This window comes from Aquimarina agarilytica ZC1 (genome assembly GCF_000255455.1).
In the GTDB taxonomy this organism is placed as follows: domain Bacteria; phylum Bacteroidota; class Bacteroidia; order Flavobacteriales; family Flavobacteriaceae; genus Aquimarina; species Aquimarina agarilytica.
On record NZ_JH621263.1, the window covers coordinates 1 to 19,895 of the forward strand.

The window sequence follows — 19,895 nt, forward strand, 5'->3', positions numbered from 1 at the left end:
TCACAAAATAGTAATAATTAACGAGGCAAGCCTCGAGGTATTAAACCTGATAGCGAATAAACTAGCTGTACTCCTAACAACACTGCCATGGCATAAATTTGCATAAGTACCACTTCCAATAATGAATTATGAAAGAAAATAATTAACAACACCTGAGTAATGCCTAGTAAAGCAGATAATATTACTGGAATATAAGTGTCCAAGGATAAAAAGTAATAAGCAAAAATGTTAGAGATGGCAAATAATGACGTGGCCACTGCATATTTCCATAACAATGGCGCAATACTCACATAGGCCTTACCAAATAACAATTGTACTACAAAAGTTGGAAATAGATAACAGCTTAAAATAATTCCAAATGATAATAGGCCAATATACAATACGTATTTTGATAATACGGGTGCTGTGGGCTTTCCTTCCTTATGTAATTGCACTACTTTGGGTAATAAAAGCATTACAAACATCCAGGCTACAAAATAAACCACCCGTCCTATTAAAGCTAGTGAGGCATATAAACCTGCATCGTAGGCTTCAAAATAATGTTTCACTAACAGAATGTCGCTGTTATTAATAATGATTTGACTCAGCTCATAAAAGGCGGTCAATAAAAAAAACTTTTTGATTCGGCTACTATCTTCCATGGATAAAGCCATGCCTTTTTTTAAAGAAATCTTTTCTTCCGCAAAGGGAAATAATCCAAATACTAATGAAACTACAATACCAATAGCTACTAAAATAGCCGTTGCCGTGTCTAGTAAAAAAAGTAAACTTATCGTTAAAAATAACCTACTTAACATTTCGGTTTGGTAAGTGATGGCTAATTTTCCGAAACGTTCTTTTCCTTGTAATACCCCTCGGTTTACACTCATTATAAAATATAATGGCACTCCGATACCAAAAAGAACAAACATATAGCGGGTTTGCGTATGAAATATTTCTTGCAAAAATTTAGCCGCTACTACAATTCCAATTCCTAAAACAATCCCTGTCCATAAAGCATACCTATATATTTTACTTAAAAACCCATTCAAAACTTGCTTTTTAAAAAGTACCGAAAATTTAGCAGTAGCTAACTGAAAGGTCATGGCAATAAACGAGAGTACTAATAAAAAAGTGATTAAAATAGCGGCATCGGCAAACTGCTGGGGTCCTAATAGGCGTCCTAAAATTAAATTATAGGCATAATTCCCTGCATTTACAAAAAGTGCACTCAGCATAAACCATTGTTCCAAGGATATTTTTTTGAGTATAGATATATTCATTCATTATTTTTAACTTATTTAAAATAAGACATTTACATCAATACACAAAAGATATGTTTAACTTAGTAACACATTAAAAATTACTCCATTGCCTATGCTAAAAAAAATACTATTCCTGATTGCGTTTTTTTTTAATCTTTCCTTTTTGTTTGCTCAACAAATGCAAAAAGGCTTTACCTATTTAGAAACTGGAAAATATGAAAAGGCCGTTCTTTTTTTTGAAGACATTCTTAAAGCCTATCCAACTAATAAAACAGCTCAACTTTGTTTTGGGCGTGCTATAGGTTTATCGGGAAACTCCAAAAAAGCAGTGGCTATTTTTACTGATTTAAAACAAACCTATCCTTTGGATTTTGAAATTAAATTGAATTATGCCGAATCCTTATTATGGAATAAACAATATGCTAAAGCAGAAGGTTTTTATAAAACACTGATTAAGGAAGATAACACAAGTTTCCCTGCTACTTTAGGCTATGCCAACACGCTATCTAACTTAAAAAAATACAAACAGGCACTCACACAGGTAAACACAGCTTTACAACTTCAAAACGGGAATAAAAACGCCCTAATTTCTCGAAAATATATACGTTTAGGCTATGCGAATCAATTATCGCAAAATAAAGCTTACAAGGAAGCCTTAGACTTATTGACCTTAAACTTAAAAGATTTCCCTAATGATAAAGACACCAAACTTAATCAAGCGACTATTTATTTAATTACACATGATCTTTTAAATGCCGAAAAGGTATATGCCTCATTAGCTACTTCACCCATAGATAGCATTGTTTCGCTTAATGGTTTGTCATTAGTAGCACATAAAGCTTTTAAAGAAAAAAAGGCACTACAAATTAGTACTAAAGCTGTAGCTAAAGTTGAAAACCATCAATCAAATTCCGACATATACCTTTCAACAAAAGAACGCTACATACAAGCTTTATTATGGAATAGAAAATATAAGTTGGCTGCTGCCGAAATTAATAAACTGGAAAAACAATACCCCGATACTATCCGAGTACAAAGTTTAGAAGCTACACACGGTATGTACACAAGCCACTTTAAAAAAAGTATACAAAACTATACCACCATACTAAAAAAGCAACCCAACTCATTTGACGGGAATTTAGGTATGGCTAATGCCTACAGAGCTACTGGAAATAACTTAAAGAGCTACGAATACATTTTTAAAACATTGGATTACTATAAACAACAACCTGATGCCGAAAAACTACTAAAAACCTTAAAGCAGTCGCACACTCCATGGGTACAACAAAAAACCGCCTTTACGTTTGATAATGGAAATAATGAAAGTATAAGTGCCGAATTGCGTACAAAAATCCCATTATCCACTAAAACGACCATTAGTGCTGGCTATATACATCGAACTACCGAAAACACCACCTCTAAGGTAAAAGCAGCAACAAATGAACTCACGACAGGTTTTACATATAAATTTAATGGAATGTTCACTTTGATTTCTAAAATTGGAGCTAGTAAATCCGATGCCATTACTAATGATTATACCCAATGGACTGGCGAAATAAAACTTAAAACCAAGCCTTTTAAACTACAAAACTTGGAGGCCGGATATCAACGTGAATTACAAAACTTTAATACCGACCTTATCGACAGAGAAATTGTAATGAACAACTATTTTTTGAATTACAATTTAAACACCAATTTTAATTTAGGGTGGTATACTCAATATATGTTTACCAATCAAACAGATAATAATACTCGTAACTTAGTATTCACTTCGCTTTACTATAAACTATTCCATAGACCTATTGTAAAAGCAGGTGTCAATTACCAAACCATTTCCTTTAAAAATCAAGTACCTACTATTTATTTTAGTCCAAAAAAATTCCACGTTGTTGAAGTTTTTACAGATCTTATTAGCAAACAAACTGGTAAGCTCTCGTATGGTGCTAATGCTGCTGCAGGTCTACAGTTTATAGAAAATGATCCCGCCTCGGAAACCTTCCGCTTGGAAGGAAAATTAGGCTATCAATTTACAGATCGTTTTTCGTCAAACACTTATATCAAACACAGTAATATTGCCTCTGCCACTGCTGCTGGATTTCAATTTACCGAATTTGGCTTATTACTTAAATGGTATTTTATGAGACGTCCTCTTTTTGATAAAAAGATCAAAGAGTTATATGAATAACAAAAACAGGCTATAGTAACAAAGGAATCTATTTTAACTTTGAGCTCGACATAATTTTATTCAACTGCCAAAATTATCCATCTATAAAAATCCACAAATTAATAAACAAAGAAAAAGGCAGAAATACTGAAGCATTTCCACCTTTCACGGGGTTGGGGGACTAACTAATTATCGAATAACAAAACTCCCTTTAAATACCTTCCCTTGAATGTCTGTAATAATGTATATGTAATATCCTGCACTTAAATTTTTTGCTTCAAAATTAAAGTCCTTAGTGATGTTTGCGATTAAAGCTTCGGTTCTTACTATTTTACCATGCATATCAACAACTTGTATGCTATTTGCTACTACCGCATTAGGTAGTTGTATGGTGGTTTGATTTATAAACGGATTAGGATAGTTACTTAATTTTCTGATTTTTTGTGAGGCTGGAAAATTAGGAACAGTAGTTAATGTTTCCAATGTAATAGTAGTCTCGGGCTCTTTTGTTTCTACATCTGCTACTAGCATTTCAGTATCCATAGTATTTACTATTTTTAAACTAGTTACAGCAACATCAAATTCTTTAAATGTGGTATAATCCCCTTGTATTGAAAACACCACACTTCTTATATTTTCTAAATCGGCTGATTTACCCGAAGCATCTACAAAACTTTCAAAGGGAATGCTATAGGTTTTAGCCGCTTCAGTTGGTGTAATAGTGTAACGCAATCTATTGTTCCAGTTAGCTAATACTCTGGGCACCAAAATTACTTCTACAGCAGTGTTTGCCTCCATGTTAAATTGAATACCTCCAGTACTATCCACATCCAAACTTAGATCTCCTGGTAGTACATTTCGAAACATATTAACTGTCCCTTTTACTTCGCCTTGTAAGGATACACTACGCTCCACTAAGTGATTTTCTATGGTTTCAAAATCATTTTGTTCATTAATATCAAAGGCTGCTATTTTTACTTCTTCCAATTGGTAATCAATACCCCAAGGACCATCGGCAAGGTATAAAGCATCTGATCGTTCAGATCCTTCCGTTGATATCGAAAATCCGATATCAAATAAATACCCAGTAGTTACTGTAATTTCTTCTTCATAAGCTCCAGATAAATTTAAAATTTCAGTTTTTGATTCTTCAGCACTTAATTCGGTGTTACGTAGGTTACTTTTAAATGTGACTTCTTTTACTCCATTTTTATTGGTGATTTTCAATTTCAGCTTACCTCCTTTATAACTCCCTTTTTGAACAAAAACTGTTGGAATTTGATCTGCTACAGGAGTACTTACTAAAGTTTTGGTTTCTTTTAATTTATCTATAATAGTGTTTGCAATAGTAGCTACTTGTCCTACTGAGCCTCCCCAGATTTGAAAATTTAAATAATCCCCTGTCGGGTATTGATCAATATTCCAAAAACTATACAACTCATTACTAACTTCGCCAAGTTTTACTGAAAAAGACAAGGTTTGCTCAATTTCGCCATTGGCTCTTTTAATTTTGGTATTTATTAATCTATGGTTTCTAATAGAAAGTGTACGTACATCCAATAGACTTGATCCATTTAATCGGTCACAAATAATTTTTGAATGATCGTAAATACTTCCTGTTGTTACGGTAGCAAATGCCGCTGCAACTCGTGACTCATTTTGATAATAATCTATAGCAAAAACTTCTTTAGCATTTGTGATTTCTATTAAATCATCAGGACTCGAAATAAATGTAGTTTCGGTACCATACATCCCTGTTGCTGGGAAATATCCATTTAATGAATTCAAGGATTTCCCCGAGTGCATCCCTGCAATGAATCTGGACTGTGTCGATTTTTGATTATGAAATGTATTTTTCTTTGCTCTATTAAAATTACGCTTTGCAATTAATTTGGCTAAATCGCCATTACTCTCTAATCCCCCGTCGTTAGCCGAAGTAACATTAGTAGCACTTTCAATAGTGGCATAATTCACATTTTTCATGGCACTGTAAGGGCTTGCGGTAATATAAAATAACGCATCATTAAAATCTTGATCGCAAGAGGCATAATCTCTTCTTATATCTTCAAAGCCAAGAATGATTCTTTCATTATCGGGATCTGACAATAACACATTATGATATTGTAGTCTAGGGTCACTTTCTGGGTTAAAATTGGGGTTAGAAAATAACGCCCAATTCCCAGCTCCAACACAGCCCTCTGACCAAGCATTGGCTAACAATACCCAACCAATTCCTGTATTTGGTGGAAAACTACCAATATTAACTTTATTCCCTGCCACTAAACTGCCTCCACTATCCACTGCCGATACATTAGGAAAAATAATAGTAATATCCTCTGGATTTGGAATAGTGGTTATCGGGTTATTGCTATCGTAAGTATAAAAGCCTAAAGTATTTTTGTAGCCTGCACCTTCGCTAATAAAAGTGACCCATATATCTGCTTGTTCTTGTACCACTACATCCGTATCATAACCCGAAGAAATATAATGCGGATTAAAATCCGGTACTGGATAGCTTTCGGGCAATGCATTAGCTACCATATCTATAGTTGCTTGAGAAATAACATCATTTTCATCCAAATACAAAGGAGTTCCATCTGCAGAAAATTCTCCTAAATAATTATAACGATCGCACAAAGCGGGTATAGGAAAACTAGCGGGTGTTTGTCCTCCATTATCTGGAGAAAAGCTACTCTTCATTAGATCAAAACTATCATCTAAACCATCTGCATCTCCGTCGTTCCCCGAAATAATGGTTTCGGCTACGCCATCTCCATCACTATCATAGGCTGTTACACTATCTGATATTCCATCATTATTTGAATCCAAGTCCAAATAATCAAAAGCATCTGTAGTATCCGAATTAACTGTTCCATTAGCTACCCCTCCAAAACTGCTATCAAAAACATCATCCATTCCATCTTGATCTTCATCTTTATTTGATAAAGGCTGATATGCTGTACTTTCTTGCCCTTCAATAAGGTCAACAATGCCATCATTATCCGAATCGGTATCATATGCATTATAAACACCATCATTATCTGTATCCAGCAAAACTAGTTCTCCTCCATTATCCATATCAAATATATCTGCTAAACCATCCTGATCCGTATCGGTATAATTCATATCCTTAGTATTAAATACCCCATCCCTATTGGTATCTAAATAGCCATAACCCGCTTCAACAATATCATAAATTCCATCATTGTCCGAATCTAAATCAAAAAAATCGGGCACTCCATCGGCATCTCTATCATAAGCACCTTGGACCACACTATCACCACTACCACTAGTATCATTATCTAAATAATTATAGGTATCATCACCATCATCATCACCGTAAGGATTAGCGCCATTAGACTCCATACTATTAGGTATTCCATCTCCATCCGTATCTTGATCCATAGTATCTAAAATTCCATCCTGGTCTTTATCAATTGGAGAAATCCCATTGGCACATTTAAATCCATCATTAGAATTTGTGATTTCGGTTAAGTTTAATAATGTGGCCACAGGTTGGTCACTATCATAAGCATCTACCACATATAAACCGCCGTTATTATCTGATAAATACAACCGATTACTGGCATCGGTATACGCAGCTCCAAAAGTACTTTTAGGTAAATTAACTACTGTTTTACTTGAAAATATAGGCGAACCCGTAGACAGATCCCATTTGTAAAGTTTTCCTCGGCTCCCGCCATAAAAGGCATTATTTATATAGGTAATATCCGCACAGGTACTTGGCGAGGCTACATTTACATTGACCACTTCAAAAACAGGTGATGCGCCTCCATTGTACGATGCTAGATTCGTTATTTTATGAAAACTATTTTTTGTGTTATTTTGATATACCCAAAGATTGCCTTCGGCATCCACATCTGCGGCATAGCCCCCTCCAAAAACAACTGTTCCTTGTGCTGCCACAGCGCCTAAATCAATAATACTATCCATTCCTATACGCAAAAGATGTTTGTCTTTTCCTTTTATAGCATATAAAAAATTATCTTTTGGATTATAACCTCCAGCATTATAAGAGGAATAGGTATGTAGTGCTTTGGAGTAGGCTCCTAAAATTGGATCATAGGATTTTAGGGTTCCGGAAATTACTTGATAAAATTTGCTGTCATTACAGTCAAATGCTTGTTGAGAATAAGCGTGAAAGCTTAAAAAAACGATGAATAAAAGTGCTTGTTTTTTCATGACAGTTCTGATTTTAGTTTTTCATACATCAAAACTAAATCTTAACTATCTGTATTTTAAGGATATTCGGTGGGTGGTAATTTGGTGTCGGTAAATGGTTTATTCGAAAGGTTTAAAATTATACCCGTTACATTACAACAAGTTAAGCCGTTTCATTAACTCGGGCCTATTGGAACGACTTACGGGAATAACATCTTTGGCAATCAGCACACTATTATCTTCGATATCAATAATTTTTTTGGTATTTATTATATAAGAACGATGCACTTTTAAAAAGAGCTGATCAGGTAGCTTTTCCTGAATTTTTTTTAGCGTAGAGTGTACTGTATAATTTTTAGTATCCGTTTTTATTTGGATATAATCGCCTTTGGCTTCAATTATAGCAATACTCGAAAAGTTGATTTTTATTAATCTACGATCAATATTTACATACAAATCAGTCTCGCTAATCGTATTTTCGGTAGCAGTTGTATCTATTTGTTGTGGTTTAGCTACTACCTTATCGACAAATGTCTTTGCTTTTTCAACACTTTTTGTAAACCGAGTTAATGTAATTGGCTTTACAACATAGTCCACAATGCAATCATACTCAAAAGCTTCAAGAGCAAAATTTTTATCGGAAGTGGTTAATATTATTTTAGGCGGATTTTTTAAGGTTTGAATAAAATCAAAACCTGTAAAATCGGGCATATGGATATCTAAAAAAATAAGGTCAATATCATTTTTGTTCAAAAATTTAATGGCTTGTATTGCATTTGGAAACGATTCAATGAGGTCTAAATTTTCTACCTGATCACATAATTGTTCTATGATTACTCTTGCTGTTTCTTCATCGTCAATAATAATACAATTCATTCTTTATCAATGTTATAAATTCATAATAAAATCTTCCATCTGATTTAAAAGTACTATAAATTCAGGATATAAAATAGTTTTTTTTACTTTCAAATCATTTTCAAAATCAATAGCAAGTTGGTAGCCTTTTTCCATTCCTAGCATACCTATTTTATTCTTTAATTTGTGTACATTTTCTGCAGCAGTTATATAGTTTTTATACTTGTAATTTTTTATAAATTCTGCTTGTTCTTCGGGGAATTCTCTTTTAACAATGGCAATTAATTTTTCTTCAAAAGCTGTATTTCCATTCGCCAATTGTTTAATGTAAGTATTATTTGGAACCTCGTGCATACTATTATTTTTTTATGGTAAAATGAAATGTAGTTCCTACTCCCACTTGAGAAGTTACCCAGACCCTCCCTTTATAAAACTCAATTATTTTTTTAACAATAGAAAGCCCTATACCGGTAGAAGTTCCTTTAGCTTCTAATGATTGAAAAATTTCAAAAATCTTTTCATGATATTTTTCTGCTATTCCTTTTCCATTATCCTCAACAATAAATTCCCAGGTTGTTAAATGTTCTTTAGCTCTAATATGAATAGTTCCCTTTAATTTATCGATACTTGTAATAGCATTTTCAATTAAATTTTGAAACACTTGCCTTAGCCTTACCTTGTCCATATAAATATTAGGTAATGTTCCTATGGTAATTTTAATATGCTTTGGAATGGTACTCATATCAATAATCCCATTCACTAATTGCTCCACATTAATGCTTACATCTCGAGTAGGCTTTTTATCTATTAATGAATATTCTAAAATATCATTTATAAGATGATCCATTTTTTGGATATTTTGATCCATTAAATTGAAATTATGCTGTGTATCAATCGATAAACCTGTCACATTATCTTCTTTAATCCAATTCATTAACGTATTAATAGTTCGTAACGGTGATTTTAGATCATGAGAAACCACATGTGCGTATTCACTTAGTTGTTGATTACTTTTTTCAAGATCTTCTAATATTTTTTGACGCTGTTCTTCTATTTCAGAAATCTGTTGGGCTTGTTTTTCTATTAGTTTTGCCAACTCTATACCCGTCAAAGATTGCTCCTTTTCTCCTACTCTATTTTTAACCGAAATCCGCTCCAATACTTTAGTAGCTTCCTGTAAACTCGCTATTACTTTTTGTTGCTGTTTTGCTTCATCTTTTAATTTAGTATTGGCATCAAATAATTCTTCCGAACTTATAGACATGGCCCGTTGGAGCATACTAAATTGATCTTCATAATTTTCGTATGATCTTTCTATAGCGTTAAAAAACAAACTTAACCTAGGATCATTTTTTAGATCATCATCAAGTAATTTCCGTAGTTGTCTAGCCAATAAAGAATTCATATTTATTCACTAAATAAAGTTAACGTCATGGTCTGATTATGCAACTCGCACGACTTATTCCCATAAAATGGAGCCAACTCACCATAGGAATAAAAACCTCCAACAACAGCCTGCTTACCAATTATTTCAATGACCTCTTCTATTTCCTCTTCCACCCGTTGATCCATTACCAATTTTCGGCCCACACAACTTACTAAAAGGGCCAACTCGGGTTTATTTTTTCTATTTTTCATTCCTATATCGGCAGCATGTAAAGCCCCTTCGGCAATGTTATCAATATTTGCCATCATTAATTGAACCGTCGATCCCATGGGTACATCCCCAGCCAAGGTCATTGTATTTTTTTCTTCATTTATGGAAAGAATTGTACGAACAATCGGTTCCTTTTTACCTTTTTGCATTAAACTTAGTGGATATAATAAAGCTGATTGAGGTAATTGAGCCGCCTTGTCTCCCAAATATTTTTTATACAAATCCAAAGCTGGTAAATTATCCAATTCAAAAAGCACATTCCCTTCAGATTTTGTTATTATTCGTTCGGGGCCAAAGGGCGTCCAACCTCCATACTGAGCAAAACTAATTTCTAAGCTTTCACCATAAAAACCAATGGCAACTATTTCACCTTCTTTAGGTTTTTCATTATAACCTACCACTGTTTTTTCAAAGCGAGCATCATCACCACACAAACCTCCGGTAATTGCGGTGTTCGTATTTTTAGACTCTAGTCCATTTATTAAAGCTGATCCATTCACAAAACTACCTTCCGAAACGATAAACATATGCTTCAAATTTTTACTTGGCAATTGTGCTGCCAAATGTTTTCCAATAGCTACAGCATCCTTATCAAAATCCAAAATATTGGCACGTTCCACCTTAAAACTACTTTTTTCAAACTCAATAGCTGTAATCGTAATGGAATCTTCGTATACTTTTTCTAGCATAATTTCCCCTGCCGTTGAACCTAATACAATTTCGCCATCTGGAAATATATTTTTCACATCCTCATAAACAGCAGCTTCTTCTAACAAAAAGCGATTTCCAAAAACCAACACAAGCGGTTTTTTTAATTGTATTTTAGTTGGAGAAACTAATACCCAATCCTTGTTTTTTTGTTTTTCGTATTGCTGAAATTTCATTTTCTATTTTTTTAATGTAAAGAAAAAACTAGTGCCTATTTTAGGTTCACTCTCTAACCAAATTTCACCATCATAGATTTCTATAATTTTTTTAACAATAGAAAGTCCTATACCCGTTGAATTTTTATTATTCCCTAGGGACTGAAAAATCTTGAATATTTTATCAAAATATTCTTTCTCTATTCCTATGCCATTATCTTTAATTTCAAACAAATAATGCGTGCTTTTATCTTCAAAACTTATTTTAATAATCCCTATTTCTTTATCAATATAATTTACGGCATTACTAATTATGTTTTGAAAAAGTTGTTGCAGCCTTGTTTTATCTCCTTTTATTATTGGTAAATTTTGCTTTTTTATAATTTTAATATGCTTAGGAATAAAAATGGTATTTTCAATTTCTTTAATTATGCTATTTATATCAACAGCTTCATGCTTTAATACGGCTATATTATTCACGCTCGAATAATTTAAAATACCATTAATTAAATGCTCCATTTTTTCCAGAGTCTGTTCAATAAGCCTAATATTTTCTAATCCAGCAGCATCCAAAATACTTTTATAATCTTCGCGTAACCAATTTACCAACGCATTAATACTCCTAAGCGGTGATTTTAAATCGTGTGATACAACATGTGCGTATTCTGCTAACTCCTCATTACTTTTTTCTAAATCCTGAACTAATTTTTTATTCTGCTCCTCAATAGCTCTTTGATCCGTAATATCCTTAACAATACCTTGCGCCCCGATAGGTTTGTTCTTACTATTTTTAATAATACTCGCATTAATATGCACCCACCTCACCCCTTTATTTTTAGTATAAACACGAGCAATATAATCGCTAAAAGACCCTGTTTCAATTAACAAATTAAAGGAAAGCATAGCATAGTTAAAATCTTCTTTATAAATTAAACGAACTACATTAACCGCTTCCTTTGGCACATTGTATCCAAACAATTCCTTTGCTGCTTCATTCAATTTTATAACATTTCCACCTAAGTCCATTAACACATAGGCATCCACTAGATTATCAAATACTCCTTGAAGTTCAGTTGTTTTTTCGGTTAATCCAGACTGTAATTTTTCATTCGCTTCCTTTAATTGTTGTGTTATGGAATACAACTCCCTAGACTTCTCTTCCAAGATATTTTCGGCCGCTTTTCGGGCTTTTTTTTCACGTAATAGTGCTCTCTGTAATATTTCTGGATCAATAGCACTCATTAATTTTGGGAGATACTAAATTTAACTTCCGTTCCGTCTGTTTTAATTTTTTCCAATAAAATTGTAGCATTGGCATTGTAATGAGTAAAAGTTTGATTCATTAATCCCAATCCAAAATTAGACATTGCTCTGCTCGATTTGTAAATCATAATCAATGCTTGTTCCGTTTTTTCAACAATTTCAAAAGTTGGTAACTCAGCATCTGGATATATTTTTCGAACCTCCACGTGTATGTGATTTTCAATGGACGATAGTAACTCAATCGGTTCTTTATACTTTTCTATCAACTGTGGGTAGCTACGTGCTAAAACACTAAAAAAATGTTCGCCATAAACCAATAATAAATCATCTATAGTAATACTAGTCTGTTCACTTAAATGCGTTAATAAACTTAGCATTTCAGCAAAATCATACGTTCCAATGGCCGTATATGCCCCTCCACTTGGTAAATTGGAGTTTGTTATAATTTTATCCACCATTGCCAAGCCAAACTTCTCTTCAACCAATTCTAAAAACTCTGTAAATACAATACCTTTCATTTTACATTTTTATAAATTCATTACAAGACCAATACGCTACTAAATTTTTAATTTTTAGGCTATAATCTTCATATTTCAATGGCTTCATTAGATAGCCTGCTATACCTATTTTGTAACATTCCAAAATATCTTTTTGGTTATTTGATGTCGAAAGTATTATGGCAGGAATATATTTTAATACCGCATCATCCTTTAAAATTTTTAAAAATTCAATTCCATTCATTTTAGGCATATTTAGATCCAATAAAATTACATCGGGCACCTCATCCGTATTTTTCAAAAATTCCAAAGCTTCCTCCCCATTTTCAACCCGGTTTACCGAATGTTTAATCTTTAAAGTATCTAAAACTCGATTAAACTTTAGTGTTTCAATTAAATCATCTTCAATAAGTAAAAAGGAAATCGGTTTCATTAGTTCTAAGTTATATCACTGATAATTAATATCCTACAAAATAATTGAATATTAAAAAAAATCACTCCCTACTTTCGATAAGACTTCTTTTTTTATCGGTGGATAACCTTTATCTATCGGCGAATGGATGTAACAAACTAGTAAATTCATTTGGGCGTTACCCTAGGGTCGGGCTATGCGATACAATCTTTTTGTTCGTCCCTCTCAAAAAGGATTTTCACTACTATCCCTAACGCAAAAACCATTCGTCTACAGTAAATCACCAATTAACTACAGTAAAATCTCCCTTAATCTAAAAACAAAAAAAGCAAGAATACTATCCTATAATTTAGCTGATATAACCTTTTAAATCTACTATTATGGGAACGTTAAACATACATACAGAAACACCACTAACCGACACCTTGTTTGATCAACTATGTACCAAAGAAGCTAAAATAGCTGTAATAGGTTTAGGTAACGAAGGACTTGAAACAGCTTTACACTTAGCTACTAAATATAGAGTTATCGGATATGATACTAATAAAGATGTGGCTACTTTGGTTCAGCAAAAAATGGATCCAAATAAAAAAATAACCTCAACAGATTTTATTGGCAAAGACTTTTTTGCTACTAACATTACTAATTTACTCGAAATACCAGCACTATACATTATAACCAATACCAACACTAACAATCATTTAGTCTTAAATAAAGCCACTGCAACGGTAGCCCGACATTTAAAAGTAGACGATGTTATCGTATTTCAAAATACGAATAACCAAAAACAAGAAATCGAATTTTACATCAGTCTATTAGAACGTATATCTGGTTTACAACATCATATTGACTTTAAAACAGCCTATACCACAAATATCATTTCGGCCATTACTTTAAATACTCATCAAAAAACAATTAAAAGTGACGATGTTAAAACTCGTGATTTAGTACAAACCATATTTGAAAACGTAACTGCTTTAAAAATTATAAAAACAAAACAACAACTAAATCCCAATACAATTGCCAATAAAATTGAAAAGGCATTAAAACAACAACACCCAACAAAAAAAGCATTTAGTATTTTACTCAAAGGCATTACCAGTGAAAAAAATACATACAACATAAAAAACTCCAAAGCAGTAGCCCTATATATGGCTTTATACCAAAAAGGAATTAATGTAAAGGTACAGGACAATCACATCCTTCCTTCCAAAGTAAAAGCCGCTTGTGGTATAGAATTAACAACTAGTACAAGCCAATGTTTTGATGCCATAGTTACCAGTGTAGCGCACGATAATTATAAAACGACTACACCAACTAATTATAACAAAAACAGTACTGAGCAAACACTCTTTTTTGATCAACTAGGAAACAGAAAGGAGGTGGTATCTAATTTACGCTAATTATTTAGTGCCAAATAATAGTTATTCTGTGGTCTGTTGCATTATTAAATTTGATTCTAAAATAGAAAACTCTAAATTGTTCATTGAAAATGATCTTAATTGAAGTATAAGATATCCATATCTTATACTTCTCAACCATAAAACACCTCAATGCAACCCATACATATTCTGTTTTTAGTTATTGCCTATTTTGGAGTACTTATAAGCATTTCATACCTAACCAGTAAAAATGCAACCAATACAAGTTTCTTTTTGGCCGATAATAAATCTCCATGGTATTTAGTCGCTTTTGGAATGATCGGAGCATCACTATCTGGTGTTACTTTTATCTCTGTTCCTGGCGCTGTTGAAACAAAACAATTTGGCTATTTACAAGTAGTTATTGGCTACTTTTTTGGTTATTTGATTATTGCCTATGTGCTTTTACCGCTCTACTACAAGTTAAATTTAACTTCCATTTACACCTATTTAAAGGATCGATTTGGCAATACTAGTTACAAAACCGGTGCTATTGCTTTTTTAATTTCCAGAACTATTGGTGCTGCTTTTCGTTTATTTTTGGTAGCAAAAGTATTACAACTACTTATTTTTGACCCCTTTGGTATGCCTTTCCCCGTAGCCGTTGTTGTTACTATCGCACTAATCTGGCTATATACCTTTAAGGGAGGAATTAAAACAATCATTTTTACAGACACACTACAAACATTATTTATGCTAATTTCAGTAGTGGTCACCATTATTTTTTTAGCTTCGGCTTTAGAGCTACATACTATAAATGCTATTTACACTAATGTAAGCGAAAGCCCATTAAGCAAAACCTTTTTTTTGGATGATACCAACAACGCTCAATATTTTATAAAAAGCTTTTTAGCAGGAATGTTTATTACCATCACTATGACAGGTTTGGATCAAGATATGATGCAAAAAAACCTGACTTGTAAAAACCTAAAAGAAGCACAAAAAAACATGCTTTCATTTAGTGTTGTACTCATTTTTGTGAATATCCTTTTTTTAGTTTTAGGTTTATTACTTACCCAATATGCACATCAACATAATATTACAGCTACTAAAGACAATCTTTTTCCTACAATAGCCATGTTACCCGAAATAGGTATAATTACCTCTGCCTTTTTTATTTTAGGACTTATTGCTGCTGCTTATTCTAGTGCCGATTCTGCACTTACCTCATTAACCACATCATATTGTATTGATATTATTGGTATTTCAAAAAAAAACAATGAAAGACAAGAGCAATTACGTAAAAGAACACATATTGGTTTTAGTATAGGACTTACCATTGTAATCATTTTATTTGATACCCTTTTTACTGATGTTTCTGTTATTTGGGAATTATTTAAAGCTGCTGGATATACCTATGGCCCATTATTAGGTTTGTTTGCCTTTGGAATTTATACCAAAAAAAATATTCATGATCGTTGGGTATGGGTTATTGCTATTTTGGCACCAATGGTATCTTATTTTTTAAATATGTATTCTGTAGAGTTATTTAATGGATATAAAATTGGATTTGAAATACTTATTATTAATGGCTTTTTCACCTTTATAGGTTTATTACTTATCACAACAAAGAAAACCAAAAATATAATTTAACTCTATTTATTATAAAAGAGACAGCTATTCCGCTGTCTCTTTTATAATATCTATCCTAATTTTTTCTGTATCGCTTCTCTTTCTATTTTTTTATAAACTTTAATGTTTTCTCTCCAATGTTTATCAAATAAAACCCAGGTTCTAAATTGCTAATATTAATACTCACTCCAGTTTCAGAAGCATTTATATTTCCCGCTTTTATAACTTGACCTAGAATATTTACAATCTGAAAAGATTGAGCTTGTTCATTAATATTGGAAATATCTATAAATTCACCTGCAGGTACTGGGTATAGTTGGGGACCAATAGATGAAGTTTCTTCAATAATTTTACTTCCAGCAGTACTCACTTGCGTAATAACCCATTGTTGATTCCCATTGTTATTATTCGATGACCACATGTGCACATTCTGTCTGTTAGCTCCTCCATTATTCCCATCAATAGAAACATTAGAAGCATTACGTTTCTCTAATCTAAATCTTCCATTGCCTGTTGAAACCTTTCTAAACTGTTGATTTTGATTATTGGGACTACACGGCCATAGCTGTACATTTTGACCATTAGTCCCACCGTTATTCCCATCCATACAAAAATTTGTATTACGTTTTTTATAAGAATAAAAACCGCCTCCACGACTTATCTCTTCCCATTGTTGATTCACATTATTTGAATTATAAGACCATAAATACACATTTTGGCCATTAGCTCCTCCGTTGCCTCCATCAATGGCAAAGCCTTGAGAGTTTCCTTTTCTTAATGTTACAATTGGATTTCCGTTTCCAGATCCACTGGTAGGTGGTGTCCCTCCAGTATTTGAACAATTTTTAATTTTATCATTTTGATTCAGTATCGTTTTTGGTTGAGAGTTAAATCCTATTTTTTGAATATTATTAAGACTAATATTAGAGAATCCCGCTCCATTACCATTTTCATAAAGTATAGGAGCCATAGACGGACCTTGGTAACTTTGCCTACCCGGTCTAATAGTACTCGCAATAAGATTTCTAATTTCACATGGAACAAAATCTCTATGATCCCTTCGTATTTGTGCTTTGGTTCCATACTCAGCACGTATATCGTTTACTTTAGAATTACTATTAAATGTTCCTCTTGGACCACCAGGAGTATCACTATGACCTCTTTCAATACGTACCGCAAATCCATTACCAAACGATTTCACATTTTGAATATCAAAGGTTCCGCAATTACATTCATGAGGGGATACAAACACCGTAGCGTGTCCGTCTCTATTAGATATATTTCTTCCTATAATATCATTAATAACAGGGTTTTGTATTCGTGTTTCAAGCCTTAAAGTAACTCCACCAGTTCCAGTTAAATTTTTAAACAAAATAGTTTCACCCGATAATATTTGTACAAGTCCCCATCCAAAACGAGCATTCTTTATATCTGCATTTTTCAATATTCCTTTTCTGGGGTGCTGTCCTTGATGCTCTTTAACACAGGAAAAACCAGCAAATTGAGTGAGATTATCTATAATATTGACGTTGGCTACAAAAAAATTAGTTACGTTCCCCATTCTAAATGTTCTCAACTTATCATTTACTTTACTTGAAGAGACATCAACCGTGAACCTACCTCCATTTCCTCGGACGCTTGCGTTTTCTACTTTATCATTGATTCCCATTCCAAAAATATAACCAAAAGACTTGTTATCAGAAGGTTTAACAATTGTCCCTCCTGCAAAAACCAAATGCACATTACTTCTAAGATTTATAAACTTAAGAAAATAGGTTCCTTTAGGAATAAAAATTCTACCACCGTTTGGCAATTTAGTAAGTTCATCAATCGCCCCTTGTAGTATTTTGCTATCATTATTATTATCATTACCATTAGCCCCGTAATCCGAAACTAAATTTCTACTTACACCATTTGTCCATGTTTCGGTGTAAAATCTACCTTCTCTGTCAATTTGAGAATAAAATGTTTGAGATAAAAGCAGCATGATCATGCAGGCTTTTAAAGTGTTGATTGTTGTTTTAAGCATAATTAAAAAGTTTAGCACTAAACTGAATAGCCCTCAGTTTAATTTTAGTTTAATGAAAATTGTTTGATAGTCAATCCTCACATTAAAAAACAAAAACTAGTGGAATGCTTTGCTTCGGTTATATTAATAAAACAAGCTTTTAGAAATTCGCCCGCCAAAACAAAAACGTCAAAAGTTGTAAACTTTACAATACGGAACTTAGAAAGATTTTTTTTAGTTCAATATCGATGCTATTTGAGCTAAATACATCAAACATTAAACACACTCTTAAAGTAAATATCATCAATTTATATACATAAGCTTCAACAGCTTATTTAAAGACAAAAATAATGTATTAATCCTTCATACTTTTCCGATCTCATTTGTTTTCAATCGTAAAAAAAGACTACTATACTTTATATAACTAAATAACAATCAATTTATTATAAAATAAATAATTCTAAAATAGTTGTCATTAACATCTAAATTCGATTAAATAAAAAACTATTAGTTAATTGGTATTTAGGTCTAAAAAAATAGCCAGAAGCTTTGCCAACACTACTTATAACTTACATGATTCAAAAATGATTTTTTTTAAGGATTATTAGCGTCTATATCCTAAATTATGAATATCATTTTAAAGGAAATTTAAATTATTTTATGTAATATTTTTCTTTCAAAATATAGCAATTCAATAAAAACTTTCCCATAAAAAAACTTCTTAAAAAGTTAAACTTCAAATTAAGACTTGATTAAAAAAACGAGTTACCGTTTTATTATTTTTCTCCTTTAATTACAGTAAAATAAATAACAAATAGTTAACGTTTATGTATTTGACTCGATTAACAAAACTAACAACTAATCAAAAAATTCATTTAATTATGAGAAAAATTAATCTTAGATCATCTATTTTCTATGGTGCTTTAGCCATTGGTGCATTACAAATGCATTCCCAAAATTCAACACCTAACAATTGTACACAAAAAGTATTTATTGAAAAAAATGGTATTGTTGCTATTGAGGCCGAAGACTTTATTAGCCAATCTAAAACTAACGATAGAGAATGGTTAGTACTTGACAAAAACACTAATAACACCCCTAAACCCGATCCAGATGGCAATCATGCGGATTCGGCTAGTAGCGGTAAATACATTGAATTACTTCCCGATACGAGAGTAAAACATGCCGACCCTTTGGTAAATGGAGTTAGTTTTTCAAACAAACCTGGAGAGGTAGCCATAATAAACTATAGAGTAAAATTCAGCTCAGCTGGAAAGTATTTTGTTTGGGTCCGTGCGTTTTCAACAGGATCGGAAGATAATGGTGTACATGTTGGAATCAATGGAAATTGGCCAGCATCTGGAGCTAGAATGCAATGGTGTTCTGGTAAAAACCAATGGACATGGGAGAGTAAACAACGAACTGCAGCAAATCACTGTGGAGAACCACAAAAGATTTTCTTAAATATTCCAAGTGCTGGCGAACATACGATCTCGTTTTCAATGCGTGAAGATGGTTTTGAAATGGATAAATTTATTTTATCAAAAGCCTACACTAAACCTTCAGGTGAGGGAATTGCTGCTCAAACAGATTGTACAACCGTAGTTACCACACCAACTCCGACTACTCCTACAACTCCAACACCCCCTGTTAGTACTCCAACAACTGGAACTAACACTCCTGCGGGTACTCAAGTTTCGGGACAATTAATGAGATGGCATAAAGTTTCTTTGACATTCGATGGACCGGACACGTCT

General features: G+C 32.8%; 13 protein-coding genes and 1 pseudogene. 4 read left to right on the plus strand and 10 right to left on the minus strand.

Features of this window, described 5'->3' with window-relative positions:
• Window positions 1-17 precede the first annotated feature (17 nt).
• Complete coding sequence (locus tag KQA_RS0210920; protein ID WP_040396290.1) at window positions 18-1,262, minus strand: MATE family efflux transporter; 1,245 nt, start codon at window positions 1,260-1,262, stop codon at window positions 18-20.
• 160 nt (window positions 1,263-1,422) lie between these two features.
• Here KQA_RS0210920 and KQA_RS0210925 point away from each other — a divergent pair, with 160 nt between their 5' ends.
• On the plus strand, window positions 1,423-3,429 hold the full coding sequence (locus KQA_RS0210925; protein WP_316912105.1) for a tetratricopeptide repeat protein: 2,007 nt from the start codon (window positions 1,423-1,425) through the stop codon (window positions 3,427-3,429).
• Between the two features lie 168 nt (window positions 3,430-3,597).
• Here KQA_RS0210925 and KQA_RS0210930 read toward each other — a convergent pair whose 3' ends face one another.
• From KQA_RS0210930 to KQA_RS0210965, 8 genes are all read right to left on the minus strand, one after another.
• Window positions 3,598-7,611: a DUF6923 family protein gene (locus KQA_RS0210930; protein WP_010181053.1), complete on the minus strand. Its 4,014-nt coding sequence runs from the start codon at window positions 7,609-7,611 to the stop codon at window positions 3,598-3,600.
• Window positions 7,612-7,743: 132 nt separating this feature from the next.
• Window positions 7,744-8,466: a LytR/AlgR family response regulator transcription factor gene (locus KQA_RS0210935; protein ID WP_010181054.1), complete on the minus strand. Its 723-nt coding sequence runs from the start codon at window positions 8,464-8,466 to the stop codon at window positions 7,744-7,746.
• Window positions 8,467-8,478: 12 nt separating this feature from the next.
• Window positions 8,479-8,799, minus strand: coding sequence for an Hpt domain-containing protein (locus KQA_RS0210940; protein ID WP_010181055.1), 321 nt, complete (start codon window positions 8,797-8,799; stop codon window positions 8,479-8,481).
• 4 nt (window positions 8,800-8,803) lie between these two features.
• The gene (locus tag KQA_RS0210945) at window positions 8,804-9,850 is read right to left on the minus strand and encodes a sensor histidine kinase (protein ID WP_010181056.1); all 1,047 of its coding nucleotides are present in this window, start codon (window positions 9,848-9,850) and stop codon (window positions 8,804-8,806) included.
• A 2-nt stretch (window positions 9,851-9,852) separates the two neighbouring features.
• Window positions 9,853-10,986 carry an FIST signal transduction protein gene (locus KQA_RS0210950; protein WP_010181057.1) on the minus strand — a complete coding sequence of 378 codons (1,134 nt, stop codon included), beginning with the start codon at window positions 10,984-10,986 and terminating at the stop codon, window positions 9,853-9,855.
• A gap of 3 nt (window positions 10,987-10,989) precedes the next feature.
• Window positions 10,990-12,207 (minus strand): sensor histidine kinase, encoded by a 1,218-nt coding sequence (locus KQA_RS0210955; RefSeq protein WP_010181058.1) that lies wholly within the window; start codon window positions 12,205-12,207, stop codon window positions 10,990-10,992.
• On the minus strand, window positions 12,207-12,746 hold the full coding sequence (locus KQA_RS0210960) for a heme NO-binding domain-containing protein (protein ID WP_010181059.1): 540 nt from the start codon (window positions 12,744-12,746) through the stop codon (window positions 12,207-12,209). The genes KQA_RS0210955 and KQA_RS0210960 overlap by 1 nt, the downstream gene beginning before the upstream one ends.
• 1 nt (window position 12,747) lies before the next feature.
• Window positions 12,748-13,158, minus strand: a complete 411-nt coding sequence (locus KQA_RS0210965) for a response regulator (RefSeq protein ID WP_010181060.1) — start codon at window positions 13,156-13,158, stop codon at window positions 12,748-12,750.
• Window positions 13,159-13,517: 359 nt separating this feature from the next.
• Between KQA_RS0210965 and KQA_RS0210970 the strand changes: the two genes are divergently transcribed.
• Window positions 13,518-14,540, plus strand: a complete 1,023-nt coding sequence (locus KQA_RS0210970; RefSeq protein ID WP_010181061.1) for a UDP binding domain-containing protein — start codon at window positions 13,518-13,520, stop codon at window positions 14,538-14,540.
• Window positions 14,541-14,690: 150 nt separating this feature from the next.
• Window positions 14,691-16,151 (plus strand): sodium:solute symporter, encoded by a 1,461-nt coding sequence (locus KQA_RS0210975; RefSeq protein WP_010181062.1) that lies wholly within the window; start codon window positions 14,691-14,693, stop codon window positions 16,149-16,151.
• Between the two features lie 82 nt (window positions 16,152-16,233).
• Here the strand turns inward: KQA_RS0210975 and KQA_RS19595 are convergent, their stop codons facing one another.
• The gene (locus tag KQA_RS19595) at window positions 16,234-18,159 is read right to left on the minus strand and encodes an RICIN domain-containing protein (RefSeq protein WP_081483255.1); all 1,926 of its coding nucleotides are present in this window, start codon (window positions 18,157-18,159) and stop codon (window positions 16,234-16,236) included.
• Window positions 18,160-19,019: 860 nt separating this feature from the next.
• Between KQA_RS19595 and KQA_RS18875 the strand changes: the two are divergent.
• Window positions 19,020-19,895 (plus strand): annotated as a pseudogene (locus KQA_RS18875) (hypothetical protein); the annotation flags it as partial.